This window comes from Streptomyces sp. NPDC020192, from assembly GCF_044388685.1.
Classification (GTDB): domain Bacteria; phylum Actinomycetota; class Actinomycetes; order Streptomycetales; family Streptomycetaceae; genus Streptomyces.
The window spans coordinates 59,225-75,159 of record NZ_JBIRXG010000023.1 but is presented as its reverse complement, the minus strand read 5'-3'; the positions used below and the strand labels follow the sequence as shown (position 1 = coordinate 75,159).

Genomic DNA, 15,935 nt, shown 5'->3' with positions numbered 1-15,935 from the left:
GGGGCACTTCAGGGCGTTTTCGCCCGTACAGGGAGGCGGCATGACAGAGACGGCGAGCGGTCCGGCACGAGGTTCCCGAGCCAAGGGCGGCAAGGCGGGAAACAAGGGACTGCACATCGAGCGCATCCACACCACCCCCGGCGTGCACCCGTACGACGAGGTCGAGTGGGTGAGCCGTGACGTCGTCATGACCAACTGGCGCGACGGCTCGGTCAATTTCGAGCAGCGTGGCGTCGAGTTCCCCGACTTCTGGTCGGTGAACGCGGTCAACATCGTCACCAGCAAGTACTTCCGTGGTGCCGTCGGCACCCCGCAGCGCGAGGTCAGCCTCAAGCAGCTGATCGACCGCATCGTGAAGACGTACCGGAAGGCCGGTGAGGACTACAAGTACTTCGCCTCGCCCGCCGACGCCGAGATCTTCGAGCACGAGTTGGCCTACGCCCTCCTGCACCAGATCTTCAGCTTCAACAGCCCCGTCTGGTTCAACGTGGGCACCCCGCAGCCCCAGCAGGTCTCCGCCTGCTTCATCCTGTCCGTCGACGACTCCATGGAGTCGATCCTCGACTGGTACAAGGAAGAGGGCATGATCTTCAAGGGCGGCTCCGGCGCCGGCCTGAACCTGTCGCGCATCCGCTCCTCCAAGGAGCTGCTGTCCTCCGGCGGCAACGCCTCCGGCCCGGTCTCCTTCATGCGCGGCGCCGACGCCTCCGCCGGCACCATCAAGTCCGGTGGTGCCACCCGCCGCGCCGCCAAGATGGTCGTGCTCGACGTCGACCACCCCGACATCGAGGACTTCATCGAGACCAAGGTCAAGGAAGAGGAGAAGATCCGCGTCCTGCGCGACGCGGGCTTCGACATGGACCTGGGCGGCGACGACATCACCTCCGTCCAGTACCAGAACGCCAACAACTCGGTCCGCGTGAACGACGAGTTCATGAAGGCGGTCGAGGAGGGCGGCAACTTCGGCCTGCGCGCGCGTATGACCGGCGAGGTCATCGAGGAGGTCGACGCCAAGGCGCTCTTCCGCAAGATCGCCGAGGCCGCCTGGGCCTGCGCCGACCCCGGCATCCAGTACGACGACACCATCAACACCTGGCACACCTGCCCCGAGTCCGGCCGGATCACCGCGTCGAACCCGTGCAGCGAGTACATGCACCTGGACAACACGTCCTGCAACCTGGCCTCGCTGAACCTGATGAAGTTCCTGCAGGACGACGGCAAGGGCAACCAGTCCTTCCAGGCCGAGCGCTTCCAGAAGGTCGTCGAGCTGGTCATCACCGCGATGGACATCTCGATCTGCTTCGCGGACTTCCCGACCCAGAAGATCGGCGAGAACACACGCGCGTTCCGCCAGCTCGGCATCGGCTACGCCAACCTCGGCGCCCTGCTGATGGCCACCGGCCACGCCTACGACTCCAACGGCGGCCGCGCCCTGGCCGGCGCGATCACCTCCCTGATGACGGGTACGGCCTACCGCCGCTCCGCCGAGCTGGCCGCGGTCGTCGGCCCGTACGACGGTTACGCCCGCAACGCCGACGCCCACAAGCGCGTCATGCAGCAGCACGCCGACGCCAACGGCAAGGCCGTCCGCATGGACGACCTGGACACCCCGGTGTGGGCCGCCGCCACGGAGGCCTGGCAGGACGTGCAGCGTCTCGGCGAGAAGAACGGTTTCCGTAACTCCCAGGCGTCCGTGCTCGCCCCGACCGGCACCATCGGCCTCGCGATGTCCTGCGACACCACCGGTGTCGAGCCCGACCTCGCGCTGGTCAAGTTCAAGAAGCTCGTCGGCGGCGGCTCGATGCAGATCGTCAACGGCACCGTCCCGCAGGCCCTGCGCCGCCTGGGCTACCAGGAGGAGCAGATCGAGGCGGTCGTCGCCCACATCGCCGAGAACGGCAACGTGATCGACGCTCCTGGTCTGAAGCAGGAGCACTACGAGGTCTTCGACTGCGCCATGGGCGAGCGCGCCATCTCCCCGATGGGCCACGTCCGCATGATGGCCGCGATCCAGCCGTGGATCTCCGGCGCCATCTCCAAGACGGTCAACATGCCGGAGACGGCGACCGTCGAGGAGGTCGAGGAGATCTACTTCGAGGCCTGGAAGCTGGGCGTCAAGGCGCTCGCGATCTACCGCGACAACTGCAAGGTCGGCCAGCCGCTCTCCGCCAAGAAGAAGGAGGACGAGAAGGCCGAGATCGCCGAGAAGGCCGAGGAGACGATCCGCACCGCGGTCGAGAAGGTGGTCGAGTACCGCCCGGTCCGCAAGCGCCTCCCCAAGGGCCGCCCCGGCATCACCACGTCCTTCACGGTCGGCGGAGCCGAGGGCTACATGACCGCCAACTCCTACCCGGACGACGGTCTCGGCGAGGTCTTCCTGAAGATGTCCAAGCAGGGCTCCACCCTCGCGGGCATGATGGACGCGTTCTCCATCGCGGTCTCCGTCGGTCTGCAGTACGGCGTCCCGCTGGAGACGTACGTCTCGAAGTTCACCAACATGCGCTTCGAGCCGGCCGGCATGACCGACGACCCGGACGTGCGGATGGCCCAGTCGATCGTCGACTACATCTTCCGCCGCCTGGCGCTGGACTTCCTGCCCTTCGAGACCCGCTCCGCGCTCGGCATCCACTCCGCCGAGGAGCGCCAGCGCCACCTGGAGACCGGTTCCTACGAGCCGGCCGACGACGAGGTCGACGTCGAGGGCCTGGCCCAGTCGGCGCCGCGCACCCAGGAGCTGAAGGCCGTGGCCACGCCGAAGGCCGAGTCCGAGGCGGCCAAGCCCGCCCCGAAGCAGGCGCACACCAGCGCCGAACTGGTGGAGATGCAACTGGGCATCCAGGCCGACGCCCCGCTGTGCTTCTCCTGCGGCACGAAGATGCAGCGCGCCGGTTCCTGCTACATCTGCGAGGGCTGCGGTTCGACCAGCGGCTGCAGCTGATGACATGCGGTAACTGAAGTAAGGGGCGCCGGTTATTGCCGGCGCCCCTTACTCGTTGCGTGCGTCAGAGCTGGTGCGCCCTGCCCATGACGCGGGTGAACGCCGCCGGGTCCTCCTCGAATCCGTGGACGCCGGGGCGGAAGGTCCAGTCTCCGGAGTCGTTCCGCGCGAACTCGGCGATGGTGGCCGCCGTCGCCCCGAGGACCGCGCCGAAGTCGTCCTCGGCGAGTACGGTGTAGCCCTCCCGGATGCGCATGGCCGGATTCAGCACATTGACGAACGTCTTGTGCCCGGGCCGCTGTTGGATGACCACACCGACCACCACGCGCGCGTACCGGTCGGCGAGCCGGTCCAGTTCGAGCGTCATGACCTCGTCCCAGCCGAAGCCCCTGCCGTCGACGCTGTCCCTGTTGAGGAAGATCGTGCCGTCGGGCGAGCGGCTGTCGAAGTGCACGAGATAGGCGGGCGTTCCGTACGCGTCGTCCGAGGTGAACGTCGCGGCGATGATGTCGAGATCGGTGGGCGGCTGACCCGCCGGACTCGGGTCCCACTTGACCGCGACCTCGACCTTGCGGATTCCCTTGCTGAAGCCGGACAACGGGCTTCCCCTTCCCCCTGTGACTGCTCTGTCCCCAACTCGTGGGGAGCCAGGGCTCTTTGCCCATCGTGCCACGCGCGCGGGGCGCATGCGCGGGTGATCTCCGCCGGAGCGTGACCGGCGCCACGTCCGGTGGCCTTACGATGGCGCGGTGCTGGTCAAGTGGATTCGCTGCACCGTGGTGGACCGCCGCGGCTTCGAGCGGGGGCAGCGGAAATGGGCGGGGCTTCTGGGGGAGCCGGGGTTTCGGGGACAGGGCGGAGGCTGGAGCCGACAGCGGCCGGGAGTGGTGCACATCTTCGCCTTCTGGGAGAGCCGCGCCTTCTACGACTCCTTCATGGCCCGCTCGCACGACCGCCTGGCGTCCGCCCAGTCCGGCACGTTCAAGGACGCCCAGGTCAAGCTCTTCGAGTACCGCTTCGACGTGAAGACGGGTTTCGAACCGCGGTTCACCGACGCCGACCTGATCCGGGTGGCGCTGTGCCAGGTCCACGAGGAGCGCGTGGAGCACTTCATGCTCATGCAGGAGAAGGTCTGGAACCCCGCGATGGCCGGTTCACCAGGCATGATCCGGGGCATGTTCGCCGAGGCACCCGAGCAGGAGTTCCTGGTCCTGTCGATGTGGCGTTCGGCGGCCGAACACGGCAAGTACCGCACCGAGCGTGTGGAACGCCTCGCCCTGCGCGCCCAGACCGAGGCCGACATCGCGGCGCTCTCGGGTGACATCGTGGACCTGGAACCGGCCTGGACGGTCTGAGTCCACAGGTGTTGGTTTGAATATCAAACTCACCACTAAAGGTGTGCGAAACGCGTCCGGGGAGGGTCCGAGACGCGGGTTTCGTGTGACCTACGCCGTATGGAGCCCGTACGAGTGCTCGACTTTCCCCCGCTCGATCTAGGGTTTTGGCATGGCACGACCACGGCGCATCGTCCTTGTCCGGCACGGCGAGTCAACGGGCAACATCGACGACTCCGTGTACGAGCGTGAGCCCGACCACGCGCTCGCCCTCACCGAGCGGGGCTGGCGACAGGCCCAGGAGACCGGCAAGGAGCTCAGGGAGCTTTTCGGCAGGGAACGCGTGAGCGTGTACGTCTCCCCGTACCGCCGCACCCACGAGACGCTCCGCGCCTTCCATCTCGACCCCGGTCTCATACGCGTCCGGGAGGAGCCGCGGCTGCGCGAACAGGACTGGGGCAACTGGCAGGACCGCGACGACGTACGCCTGCAGAAGGCCTACCGGGACGCGTACGGCCACTTCTTCTTCCGGTTCCCTCAGGGCGAGTCCGGCGCCGACGTGTACGACCGGGTCGGCGGCTTCCTGGAGAGCCTCTACCGCAGCTTCGAGGCCCCCGACCACCCGCCGAACGTGCTCCTGGTGACGCACGGGCTCGCGATGCGGCTGTTCTGCATGCGCTGGTTCCACTGGACCGTCGCGGAATTCGAGTCGCTGTCGAACCCGGGGAACGCGGAGATGCGGATGCTCGTTCTGGGAGACGACGGCAAGTACACGCTCGACCGCCCCTTCGAGCGCTGGCGCGAGCCGATGCCGTACTGGGTGAACGGATAGAGTGGCAGAGCGATGACCGCTGACTCCTCTTCCTCCGGGCGCCTGGAGCGCGCCCTGGCGAGCCTGCGTGGACTGGCCGTGGGAGACGCCCTGGGTTCCCAGTTCTTCGTCCCGGCGCACTATCCCCTGCTGAAGCGACGCGAGCTGCCCCCGGGCCCTTGGCAGTGGACGGACGACACCGAGATGGCCTGCTCCGTGGTCGCCGTCCTCGGCGCCCACCGCCGCATCGACCAGGACGCGCTGGCCCGCTCCTTCGCCGACCACCACGACTTCGACCGGGGCTACGGGCCCGCGGTCAACCGGCTGCTGCGGCTCGTCCGGGAGGGCGGCGACTGGCGAGAGCTGGCCGCCGGGCTCTTCAACGGGCGGGGGTCCTGGGGCAACGGAGCGGCGATGCGGATCGCCCCGCTGGGCGCCTGGTACGCGGACGATCCGGAGCAGGCGACTCATCAAGCGGAGATCTCGGCCTACCCCACCCATCAGCACCGTGAGGCCGTGGTCGGGGCCATGGCCGTGGCCGCCGCGGCGGCGCTGGCCGGCTCGCCGGACGGGCCCCCGAGCCCCGAGGCGCTCCTCGACGGCGTCATCGCCCTGGTGCCGAAGAGCGCGGTCGGCCAGGGACTCCGGCGCGCCCGGGACATGCTCGACTACGGCGACGCGGGCACCGTCGCGGCCGTTCTGGGCTGCGGACGTCGTACGACGGCCCATGACACCGTCCCCTTCGCCCTCTGGTCCGCCGCACGCAGCCTCGGGGACTTCGAGGCCGCGTTCTGGACCACCGCCCAGGTGGGCGGCGACGTGGACACGACCTGCGCGATCGTGGGCGGCGTGCTCGCCTCCGGCAAGCCGGGGAGACCGCCCGCCGAGTGGGCGGAGCGGGTCGAGGGGCTGCCGGAGTGGGTGCCGACGGGTGTCTGACGGGGCGCAGCGCGGCGCCGACTGCTGCGGGGGTGAGCGCCGGGTGACCGTGTCGCCGGCGTTCGGGGTGCGTCCGGTCTGCTGAGTGTGTGCCTAGGCCGGTCGGTTGTGTTTCCGGGCGGTCGGTTGTGTTTTCGGGAGGCCGGTGAAGGCCAGGTTCCGGTGCGTGCATGGCCTGATGAAAACTCTGCGCGACTGCCGGGAACTCTCTGTGACGGCCACCCGTTCTTCCCGTAACCGTGTATGCCGGGCCTTTCGGCAAGGTCCGCGGAGGAGCCGAAGGCGCAGGTCGGAGGGGGTGCGTGATGGCGTTCGTGTCGTGGGCTGTGGTCGTACTGGTTCTGATGTGGGCTCTGATGGCCGTGGTGCAGCCTGCCGGACCGACGTGCGTGCCGTCCGTCCCCGGGCGGCGGTCCGGCAGGCCGTGGCTCAGCGCGGTCCGGAAGGGGTCAGCCCATGCCCGGGCCGGCCATACCGGCGAGGGATTCGAGATCGTTCTTGCGGACCCTGAGCACCAGCCAGGCGGCGAGGAACGCCAGCCCGGCCATCGCGGCAGCCGGCACGAAGGCGATGGAGATGCCGTGGGCGAGCACGTCGTGTCCCCAGGGCGCGGGCAGCAGGTGAGTCTTGGCGAACTGCGCCTTCTGCTCCGGCGAACCGTTGTCGAGGAACTTCGGCAGCTGCTTCTTCACCTCGTCCTTGCTGGCCGAGCCGAAGACGGTCGTCAGGATAGACAACCCGAGCGAACCGCCCACCTGCTGCATCGCGTTGAGCAGACCGGAGGCCGCACCAGCCTCGTGCGGGGCGACGCCGGACACGGCCGTCACGGTGGCCGTCACGAAGTTCAGACCCATGCCGAAGCCGAACACCAGCATCGGCCCGAGCACTCCGCCGAGGTAGGAGCTGTCCGGCCGGATGAACGTCTGCCAGACCAGCCCGACGGCCACGAGCGCCGAGCCGACCATCATGAACGGCTTCGGGCCGAGCTTCGGCAGCAAGGACTGCGACAGGCCCGCGCCGACCGCGATCGCGACCGTCACAGGGAGGAAGGCCAGGCCGGCCTTGATGGCGCTGTAGCCGAGGACGTCCTGCACGAACAGCACGATGTAGAAGAACATGCCGAACATCGCCGCGGACAGGCTCAGCATGATCACATACGTGCCCCAGCGGTTGCGGTCCGTGAACATCCTGAGCGGGGTGATCGGCTCCTTCGCCCGCGTCTCGGTCAGGATGAAGGCGAGCAGCAGCACCACGGCCGCGCCGAACGAGCCGAGGGTGAGGCTGTCGCGCCAGCCGTTCTCCGCGGCCCGGATGAACCCGTACACCAGCGAGGCCATGCCCGCCGTCGAGGTCAGTGCGCCCGTGATGTCGAAGCGCCCCGGATGCCGCTCGGACTCGCTGATGTACAGCGGTGCGACCGCCGCGATCAGCACACCGATGGGTACGTTGACGAAGAGCACCCACCGCCAGTCCAGCCAGTCGGTGAGCATGCCGCCTGCGAGCAGGCCGATGGCACCGCCGCCCGCGGAGACGGCGGCGAACACACCGAAGGCCCGGTTGCGTTCCGGGCCTTCGGGGAAGGTCGTCGTGATCAGCGCCAGCGACGTGGGCGAGGCTATTGCACCGCCCACACCCTGCAGGGCCCGTGCGGCCAGCAGCTGCCAGGGTTCCTGGGCGAGACCGCCCAGCAGCGAAGCGAAGGTGAAGAGCAGGATGCCGGTGATGAACACCCGGCGGCGGCCGAGGATGTCACCGGCCCGCGCACCGAGCAGCAGCAGGCCGCCGAAGGTGAGCGTGTAGGCACTGACGACCCAAGTCAGGTCGGTCGTGCTGAATTTGAGCGCATCTTGAATGTGCGGGAGCGCGATGTTCACAATCGTCGCGTCGAGTACCACCATGAGTTGGCAGGCCGCGATGACGGTGAGTGCGATGCCGGGATGCCCCTCCCGGCGGGCCACGCCCGGTTTTGGATCCTTGAGTAGCTGAGAGGTCGTCACTATGGGTCCCCCATAAAGGCGTTAGTGAACGCTCGCGTTCACTTTCGGCTCCACGGTAGTGAGTCCCCAAGAGTGAACGCAAGCGTTCACTTAATCGGGTGCGCCGCCTCGCGTCCCCCTTTTGCTGCGGCGCGGCGCCCTTCGCCCCGGAACCCCCGCTTCCCTTGCACGCTGGAGAGACACAGATGGTTACCTCGCGCTGGACGGCCGACCCCACCCGGACGGCTTCCCCTCGTCGGCGCGGCGTGGTGCTGGAGCGCGCGATCCTGAATGCCGCTCTGGAACAACTCGGCTCGGTCGGCTGGAAGGGCCTGACCATGGAAGGCGTCGCGGCCGGCGCGCAGACGGGCAAGGCCGCGGTCTACCGCCGCTGGCCCAGCAAGGAGGATCTCGTCGCGGACGCGCTGGTGGCCGGACTGCCCCAGGTGGAGACGGTTCCGGACCTCGGAAGTGTGCGCGAGGACCTCCTCATTCTGTGCCGACGGGTGCGGGGGATCATGTACTCGCTCCCCGGTGTCGCGCTGCGTGCGGTGATCCACGAGTGCGACGATGCCCAGGCGGAGCGCTTTCAGAACGTGATCGTCGGAGGGGTCATCGAGCCGACGGTCACGCTGCTCCGTGATGTCATCACCCGTGGGATAGAGCGAGGTGAGGTCCGCCCGGACGCGGCCAACGGCTATGTCTTCGACGCTATCCCGGCCATGATGATGTACCGCTCCAAAGTGTGCGCGAGCGAATGGAGCGACCAAGATCTCGAGGAGATGATCGACCAGCTGATGCTCCCGCTGCTGCGGCCCCACAGCGTCTGATCCGGAGCCCCCGTGATCTGCGCGGCGGTCGGGCGACCGGGGTGTCGCGGGGCGATCCCGGCGGCGTACGCTAAGGGCGCCATGCCGTACGAACCACCTACTCACACTGTCGAGCGCTCCCTACGCGCCACGACCGGAGCGAAGGTCATCGCCGGTGTCGACGAGGTGGGGCGCGGCGCCTGGGCCGGACCTGTCACCGTCTGTGCCGCGATCACCGGACTACGCCGCCCGCCCGAGGGCCTGACCGACTCCAAGCTGCTGACCGTCAAGCGTCGTACAGAACTTGCCGTGGTCCTGCAGGCATGGGTGACGGCCTACGCCCTGGGGCATGCTTCCCCCGAGGAGATCGACGACCTGGGGATGACGGCCGCGCTGCGGCTCGCCGCCGTGCGCGCTCTGGACACCCTGCCGGTTCGCCCCGACGCCGTGATCCTCGATGGGAAGCACGACTATCTCGGCGCCCCCTGGAGGGTTCGCACGGTGATCAAGGGCGATCAGTCGTGTGTGGCCGTCGCCGCGGCGTCGGTGATCGCCAAGGTTCAGCGCGACAAAATGATGGCCGAACTGGGTATCGACCATGCAGACTTCGGATTTGCGGACAACGCCGGGTATCCGTCACCCGTGCACAAGGCCGCACTGGAGGAGTGGGGGCCCACCCCGCACCACCGCCTGTCGTGGGCGTATCTTGATGCGTTGCCTCAGTGGCGGCACCTCAAGAAGGTCCGCAGCTGGGCGGACGGAGGCGTTCCGGAAATCGAGGGTCAGCTCGACTTCGATTTCTGACGGTTCCGATCGCACTGATGTGCCACCCAGTTGCCCGCGCCGCACCAATGTTTGATAAATATCAGCTCATGCCTCTCATTCCCGAGGAGCCTCAGATTCACGAGAGTGCCCAGGGTCCCCGCGCTACTCCGGCCAGCGGCCGTACCGCGCCGACCCCCCGCCCCGTACCCGGCCCCCGTCCCGCGGCTCCGTCCCGCCCCGGTCGTCCCGGCCCTCTGCGGCCCGCGGCGCCGGTGCAGCGCACACCGCGTGACGTGGCTCCGGCCAAGCCGGGCCCGTCGGGCCCGGCCGCTCCCGCCGCTCCTGCGGCCACCCCGCAGATCCAGCTGATCCCGGCCTCGGCCGAGGGTGCGCTCGATGCCGCCGAAGAGGCGGTGGACCTGCTCCTGGACTCGGGCCGTGCCCCCGGCGACGTGCTCGTGATCACCACCGGTGCCCAGCACCCGTGGGCGGAGCACGAGCTGTCCTTCGGCGAAGCCTCCTACTGGGCACAGCACGACGCCGGTGACGACGTCTTCTACACGGACGCCGTCATCGCCGCCCGTGCCGCGTCCCGCCCTGTGGTGGTCGTGGCCGTCAACGGAGGCCCCAGCTCCGCAGCCGCCTCCGCCCTGCCGCTGGCCCACTCCCGGGCCGGTGCCCTGCTGATCGTCTGCGGCGACCCGCAGCAGATCAACACGGTGCTGGGCGCCGGCGTCTGAGCCACACCCGGTGCCTCGGGGTGGTACCGGGGTGACACTGGAGCCGCTCCGGCGGAATCCGCATGGAGTGGCTCTTGGTCTGCCCGGATGGCAGGCGGCCGCTGCACTCCTGGAACGACCTATCCGCCGGTCACCGGGGCGAGCAGCGACCGCCTGTGAGGTGTCGGTTGGGGCGGGCGCCGTAGTACGTGCGCGCCTGCGAGCCGTGGCGAGTGGCTGCCCCCCGGGCACTCCCCGCAGTCGTAGAGGCCGACCTGCCCCTCGGTGTCCGTTGTTCCAGGCCGCCTGGGCGACCTGACCGGGCGACCCGTGCACGGCCTGCCGTTCGCGTGGCCCGGGTGGCCGGCGCCGGGCGGTGCGTACGACCGAGGCGTACGACCTGGGCCCGGTGCCGTGACCTTCAGCGAGCCGCTGCCCGGCGCAGGACCTCGGATACCGGCCCGCCGGTGCGTGGCGCCAGCGGCGGGGTCTCCGACAAGGCGAAGGGCTCCGGTACGGAGTCGGCGTTGGGGCGGCGACCACCGCGCCCCTCGCCGAGCACCTGCCAGCCGTCGTGGGTCAGCGTGATGTACGCCCCGCAGCGCAGGCCGTGCAGCGTACAGGCGTCGCGCAGGCCCCACATCCAGGCGCCGTCCTCCTCCGTCCAGCGCGCATCGCCCTCACGGCAGTAGAGCAATACGGCCGTGCGCACCGGCGTGCGGCGTCGCAGGTCGTGCGGAATGACGCGGCGCAGTTGGGCGAGCAGCGCGTTGCGGAACATCCACCCGTCGGCCGGGGCCGGTCGACGGGTGAACGACGCGCTGGCGCACAGCCGCTCGTCGGGATCCAGCACCGCCACGATCGCCGTGGACGGCTTGGGGTGGTGCCGGGCATGCAGCCCGCTGACGACCTCACGGGGGTTGCGCAGCAGTGGGATTCCGGCGGCAGCCCATTCGGCCGGCTCGAGCAGGCGACTGGCGGAAACGGCGGACGCGGACGTCGACAACGAGGCCGCCGAGGACGAGGCGAATCCGAAGGTCACGTTCCTCCCTTCGGCTACGCGCCCACACTACGGGCGAGGTCGGATTTGGGAGCGCGCACCGCAGCAAGGCCCAACCGGACCACGGGCGAGCCGTGCGGGGAGCGGACCTCAATTCTTCCTGTCGAACTGGGATGCGGCAACGAGCAATTGGGGCCACCGACGGTTATCGGGGGGTGTGTGGCTTATATCCTTACCCGAAGCTTCGGCTGCTGACGCCTGAGGTGTCCAGCGGCAGCGCGTTGGCTGCCGCGGCCGGACGCGGAGTCAGCCCTGGACGGCCAGGACCAGCGGCAACACCCCCCGCGCGCCGGACTTTCGGAGCAGGCGCGCCGCGACCGCGAGGGTCCAGCCCGTCTCGGTGAAGTCGTCGACCAGCAGAACCGGACCATCGGCCTCGGCGAGCGCCGATGCGAGGGCGTGCGGCACTGTCAGCGCGCCGTCGAGGGCCTTCAACCGCTGGGCACTGTTGCTGCGCGACACCCGCGGCACGTCCTCGGCGTACGCCACGGAGCCGAGCAGAGGAAGCCGGCCCACCTCGGCGATCCGGGTGCCCAGGGAGTGGATCAGCCGGGGCCGGGAACGCGAGGCGATGGTGACGACACCCACCGGCCGGGGCTGGGCGTCGGACGTACCGGGGGTCCAGCCGCCGGGGCCCTTCGCCCAGTCGGCCAGAACGCCCACCACGGCCCGCGCCACGTCGTCCGGCACAGCGGTGTCCGGCGCCTGGGGCGCGAGGAGCGGCCGCAGCCGGTTGCCCCAACCGATGTCCGACAGTCGCCCCAGCGCCCGCCCCGGCAAGGCCTGTTCACCGGCCGGAATGCGCCCCTTGAGCGCGATGCCGATGGCCGGCAGCCCGGTCGGCCACATGCGGCGGGGTTCCACCTCGACACCGGCTCGGCCGAGGTCGTTGCGCGCGGCGTCCACCGCCGTCGCGGAGGTGTCGGCGGTGAAGCGCGGCCCCACGCAGTTGTCACAGCGTCCGCAGGGCTTGGCGCCCTCGTCGTCCAGCTGTCGCTGCAGGAACTCCATCCGGCACTCGGTGGTGGACGCGTAGGCGCGCATCGCCTGCTGCTCGGCCGCGCGTTGCCGGGCCACCCAGGCGTACCGCTCGGCGTCGTACGACCAAGGCTGTCCCGTCGCGACCCAGCCGCCCTTGACGCGGCGGACCGCACCGTCCACGTCGAGGACCTTCAGCATGGTCTCCAGTCGGGAGCGGCGCAGCTCGACCAGCGGTTCCAGAGCGGGCAGCGACAGCGGGCCGTCCGCCCGGGCGAGGACCTCCAGGGTGCGCCGGACCAGCTCCTCGGAGGGGAAGGCGAGCGAGGCGAAGTACTGCCAAATGGCCTCGTCCTCCTTGCCGGGCAGCAGCAGTACCTCGGCGTGCTCGACACCACGGCCGGCCCGGCCGACCTGCTGGTAGTAGGCGATGGGGGAGGAGGGGGAGCCGAGATGGACCACGAAGCCGAGATCCGGCTTGTCGAAGCCCATGCCGAGCGCGGAGGTGGCGACAAGTGCCTTGACCCGGTTGGCGAGCAGATCGTCCTCGGCCTGCTGCCGTTCGGCGTTCTCCGTCTTGCCCGTGTACGAGGCGACGGCGTGCCCGCGCCGCCGCAGGAAGGTGGCGACCTCTTCCGCCGCGGCGACCGTGAGTGTGTAGACGATGCCGGAGCCCGGCAGGTCGTCGAGATGGTCGGCGAGCCAGGCCATCCGGTGCGCGGCGTCCGGCAGCGGCAGCACCCCGAGGCTGAGGCTCTCCCGGTCCAGCGGTCCGCGCAGCACCAGCGCGTCCGACGAGCCGCCCGTGCCGAGCTGCTCGGCGACATCCGCGGTCACACGGGCATTGGCCGTGGCGGTGGTGGCCAGCACGGGCACGCCGGGCGGTAGATCGCCCAGCATGGTGCGCAGCCGCCGGTAGTCGGGACGGAAGTCATGGCCCCAGTCGGAGATGCAGTGGGCCTCGTCCACGACCAGCAGGCCGGTCGCCGCGGACAGCTTGGGCAGGACCTGGTCGCGGAAGTCGGGGTTGTTCAGCCGCTCCGGGCTGACGAGCAGGACATCGACCTGACCGGCCGCGATCTCGGCCTGGACGGCGTCCCACTCCTCGGTGTTCGCGGAATTGATGGTCCGGGCGTGGATACCGGCCCGGGCCGCGGCCTCCACCTGATTGCGCATGAGCGCGAGCAGCGGCGAGACGATCACCGTGGGTCCGCTTCCTCTGGCGCGCAGCAGCGAGGTCGCCACGAAATACACCGCGGACTTGCCCCACCCCGTGCGCTGTACGACCAGGGCCCGGCGCCGGTCGGCGACCAGCGCCTCGATCGCCCGCCACTGGTCCTCGCGCAGCCGGGCCCCGCCCGTGGCATCCCCGACGAGCCGGGCGAGGACTGCGTCCGCCTCTGCCCGGAGATCCGCGTTGCTCGTGTGCTCCATGCGCTCCATACAACAGGAAGGGACCGACAATCGGGCGTGCCCCGGACCGGTGCTGTGGACAACCGCGAAGGTCTTGTCGTGTCCCTGATTCGACTTATCCACAGGCTCAAGCGGAATTCCGAGATCCGCGAGATGGTCTCGGCATGGCGAATCACGGCGAAACCATCGGACCCTTCGACAACAACGACATCTCCGGACAGGAGCCGTTCACCGGACTGTCCGTACACGACACACAGGTCACGCTGCGCACCCCCGCCGAGCTGGCCGACGCCCTTCCCTACCTGCTCGGTTACCGTCCTGAGGACAGCATGGTGCTGGTCGCCCTCCATGACCGCGAAGGCCGCGGCCGGTTCGGCGGCCGGGCCAGGCTCGGCATCCCCGCGAGCGAGGAGGACTGGGAGGCGGCCGCCCGCCAGCTGGCCCAGGGATTGGTCAGGGGCAGTGAGCGGCGGGGCTCCCGCCCGGAGCAGATGGTGGCCTACGTCTGCCAGGAGCCGGGCCCGGGCGAGTCCGGCCGGGACGTCAAGCGACGGCTCGAGCGGCTGGCCCAGCTGCTGCGCACCCAGTGCGGCGACCTCGACGTACCGGTCATCGAGGCACTGTGCATCTCGGACGGCCGGTACTGGTCGTACTGCTGCCCGATCGAGGGCTGCTGCCCCGAGGACGGCTCGCCGATGGGCCTTCCCGGCACCTCGGTGCTGGCCGCCGCGGCCACCTACGCCGGCATCCAAGTACGCGGCACGCTCAGGGAGTTGCGGGCCAGGCTACAGCCCTTGGAGACCACCGCGGTGCCGGCGCAGGAGGTCGCGCTGGACGCGGCGGGCATGACCCTGGTGCCCCGCATTCTTGACGAGGCGTCCCGCCCGGACGTGGCCGAGGAGACCCTCGCCCTCGCCGAGCGGGTCATGCGCCGCTTCGCCGCGGCGGCCCCCGTGTCCGGCACGCACCCGGCGGACCTGCGGGACGACGGACTGCTCACACACGACGAGGCCGCGAGGCTCGTCCTCGGACTCCAGGACCGCACGACCCGCGACCGTGCGGCCACCTGGATGGAGGGCGAGGAGGCGGACCCGGCCCTCCGGCTCTGGCGCGCCGTGGCCCGCCGGTGCGTCGGGCCGTACGGCGAGCACGCCGCGGCCCCGCTGACCCTGGCCGGCTGGGTCGCATGGTCGACGGGCGACGAGCTGGAGGCCCGCGAGGCGCTGGCCATGGCCCTGGGCGCGGATCCCGACTACCTGTTCGCACGTCTGCTGCACCAGGCCTGCAACGAAGGGCTCGACCCCGAGGCTATTCGTCGCTGTCTGCGCGCGGACCGTACGGGGCGAGCGCAGACGGAAACCACGAAACGGCCGGATCCGGCGGTGGATTCGGCCGAGACCGAACGCCCGGTCAGTGAGGGTGCGACGCCCGGAGTGAGTGCACGGGCGGACGACCAGGTCACCGAAGCGGAGTCGGGCACGGGCTCACGTCGACGCCGCCGCGTGCGCTCCGCCGACGGCGGTGAGAGCCGTCTGCGAAGCACGGCCCGGACGGCTCGGACAGCGGGTGCCCGGCGGCCGGCCGGCTCCCACCCCCGGCCGTCGGCGCCCGAGCCCTTGCGGCCCGCCACGCGCGGTCCCGGCGCCACGCGTACGCGTGCGTCGGACCGGGACTCCACCAGTACCACCCCGTCGGGGAGCGGCCCTCGCGAGCCCGAGGGGGAGGGATGAGTGCTTTGACGCTGGTCGAGCAGGCCCGCGCGACGAAGACGAGTGGCCCTCCGACGGAGAAGGCGGGGCGGCTCGTACGCTCCCGGATCCCGCGTGCGCACCCAGCCCCTGCGCGTCCGGTGGCGTCCGGACGGTGCCGCCACCGTGGTGCTGGTGCCCGTACGGTCCTGGGCCGCCTGGCCGGTCTGGCGCGACGGGCATGCCGGAGCGCTACGGGGGCACGCGCGGGCGCACCGCCCGACCGATGGTGGCGCAGGATCACGACTGTGCTGAACGGCGCCTCCTCGGTCCCGCCGCGCCGCCATTCGGTCGGACTCCCTGACGCGGGCCGTGACCCGGACGAGGTCCTCTCCGTTCACCTGAGTGGCGGAACGCCTGAGCGGGCTCTGCCGCCGTACGACCGTTGTCCCACGGGACGCCCCACCGGCTGCCCAGCGGGTCCCAAGAGCAGAAGAAGCCGTCC

General features: G+C 70.1%; 12 protein-coding genes. 8 read left to right on the top strand and 4 right to left on the bottom strand.

What is annotated here, in order from left to right:
* Positions 1-40: 40 nt before the first annotated feature.
* Positions 41-2,938, top strand: a complete 2,898-nt coding sequence (locus tag ACH47Z_RS34910) for a vitamin B12-dependent ribonucleotide reductase (protein ID WP_399081007.1) — start codon at positions 41-43, stop codon at positions 2,936-2,938.
* A gap of 64 nt (positions 2,939-3,002) precedes the next feature.
* Here ACH47Z_RS34910 and ACH47Z_RS34905 read toward each other — a convergent pair whose 3' ends face one another.
* On the bottom strand, positions 3,003-3,611 hold the full coding sequence (locus tag ACH47Z_RS34905) for a TerD family protein (protein WP_399081005.1): 609 nt from the start codon (positions 3,609-3,611) through the stop codon (positions 3,003-3,005).
* 76 nt (positions 3,612-3,687) lie between these two features.
* Between ACH47Z_RS34905 and ACH47Z_RS34900 the strand changes: the two genes are divergently transcribed.
* The 3 genes from ACH47Z_RS34900 to ACH47Z_RS34890 all read left to right on the top strand — a co-directional run bounded on the left by ACH47Z_RS34900 (position 3,688) and on the right by ACH47Z_RS34890 (position 6,022).
* Positions 3,688-4,293 carry a YdbC family protein gene (locus ACH47Z_RS34900; protein ID WP_399081004.1) on the top strand — a complete coding sequence of 202 codons (606 nt, stop codon included), beginning with the start codon at positions 3,688-3,690 and terminating at the stop codon, positions 4,291-4,293.
* 151 nt (positions 4,294-4,444) lie between these two features.
* Positions 4,445-5,104: a histidine phosphatase family protein gene (locus tag ACH47Z_RS34895; protein WP_399081002.1), complete on the top strand. Its 660-nt coding sequence runs from the start codon at positions 4,445-4,447 to the stop codon at positions 5,102-5,104.
* Positions 5,105-5,116: 12 nt separating this feature from the next.
* Positions 5,117-6,022, top strand: a complete 906-nt coding sequence (locus tag ACH47Z_RS34890; RefSeq protein ID WP_399081000.1) for an ADP-ribosylglycohydrolase family protein — start codon at positions 5,117-5,119, stop codon at positions 6,020-6,022.
* Positions 6,023-6,471: 449 nt separating this feature from the next.
* On the opposite strand, the gene ACH47Z_RS34885 is transcribed toward ACH47Z_RS34890, so the two are convergent.
* On the bottom strand, positions 6,472-8,019 hold the full coding sequence (locus ACH47Z_RS34885; RefSeq protein ID WP_399080999.1) for an MFS transporter: 1,548 nt from the start codon (positions 8,017-8,019) through the stop codon (positions 6,472-6,474).
* A 185-nt stretch (positions 8,020-8,204) separates the two neighbouring features.
* Here ACH47Z_RS34885 and ACH47Z_RS34880 point away from each other — a divergent pair, with 185 nt between their 5' ends.
* The 3 genes from ACH47Z_RS34880 to ACH47Z_RS34870 all read left to right on the top strand — a co-directional run bounded on the left by ACH47Z_RS34880 (position 8,205) and on the right by ACH47Z_RS34870 (position 10,312).
* A complete protein-coding gene (locus ACH47Z_RS34880) occupies positions 8,205-8,828 on the top strand; it encodes a TetR/AcrR family transcriptional regulator (protein ID WP_399081120.1) in 624 nt (207 codons plus the stop codon).
* 81 nt (positions 8,829-8,909) lie between these two features.
* On the top strand, positions 8,910-9,611 hold the full coding sequence (locus ACH47Z_RS34875; protein WP_399081118.1) for a ribonuclease HII: 702 nt from the start codon (positions 8,910-8,912) through the stop codon (positions 9,609-9,611).
* Positions 9,612-9,679: 68 nt separating this feature from the next.
* Positions 9,680-10,312 carry a hypothetical protein gene (locus tag ACH47Z_RS34870; protein ID WP_399080997.1) on the top strand — a complete coding sequence of 211 codons (633 nt, stop codon included), beginning with the start codon at positions 9,680-9,682 and terminating at the stop codon, positions 10,310-10,312.
* 400 nt (positions 10,313-10,712) lie between these two features.
* Here ACH47Z_RS34870 and ACH47Z_RS34865 read toward each other — a convergent pair whose 3' ends face one another.
* Both ACH47Z_RS34865 and ACH47Z_RS34860 read right to left on the bottom strand, forming a co-directional pair.
* Complete coding sequence (locus ACH47Z_RS34865) at positions 10,713-11,333, bottom strand: hypothetical protein (protein WP_399080995.1); 621 nt, start codon at positions 11,331-11,333, stop codon at positions 10,713-10,715.
* 264 nt (positions 11,334-11,597) lie between these two features.
* The gene (locus tag ACH47Z_RS34860) at positions 11,598-13,763 is read right to left on the bottom strand and encodes a RecQ family ATP-dependent DNA helicase (protein ID WP_399080993.1); all 2,166 of its coding nucleotides are present in this window, start codon (positions 13,761-13,763) and stop codon (positions 11,598-11,600) included.
* A gap of 143 nt (positions 13,764-13,906) precedes the next feature.
* Between ACH47Z_RS34860 and ACH47Z_RS34855 the strand changes: the two genes are divergently transcribed.
* Positions 13,907-15,472, top strand: coding sequence for a DUF4192 domain-containing protein (locus ACH47Z_RS34855; RefSeq protein WP_399080991.1), 1,566 nt, complete (start codon positions 13,907-13,909; stop codon positions 15,470-15,472).
* Positions 15,473-15,935: the final 463 nt, after the last annotated feature.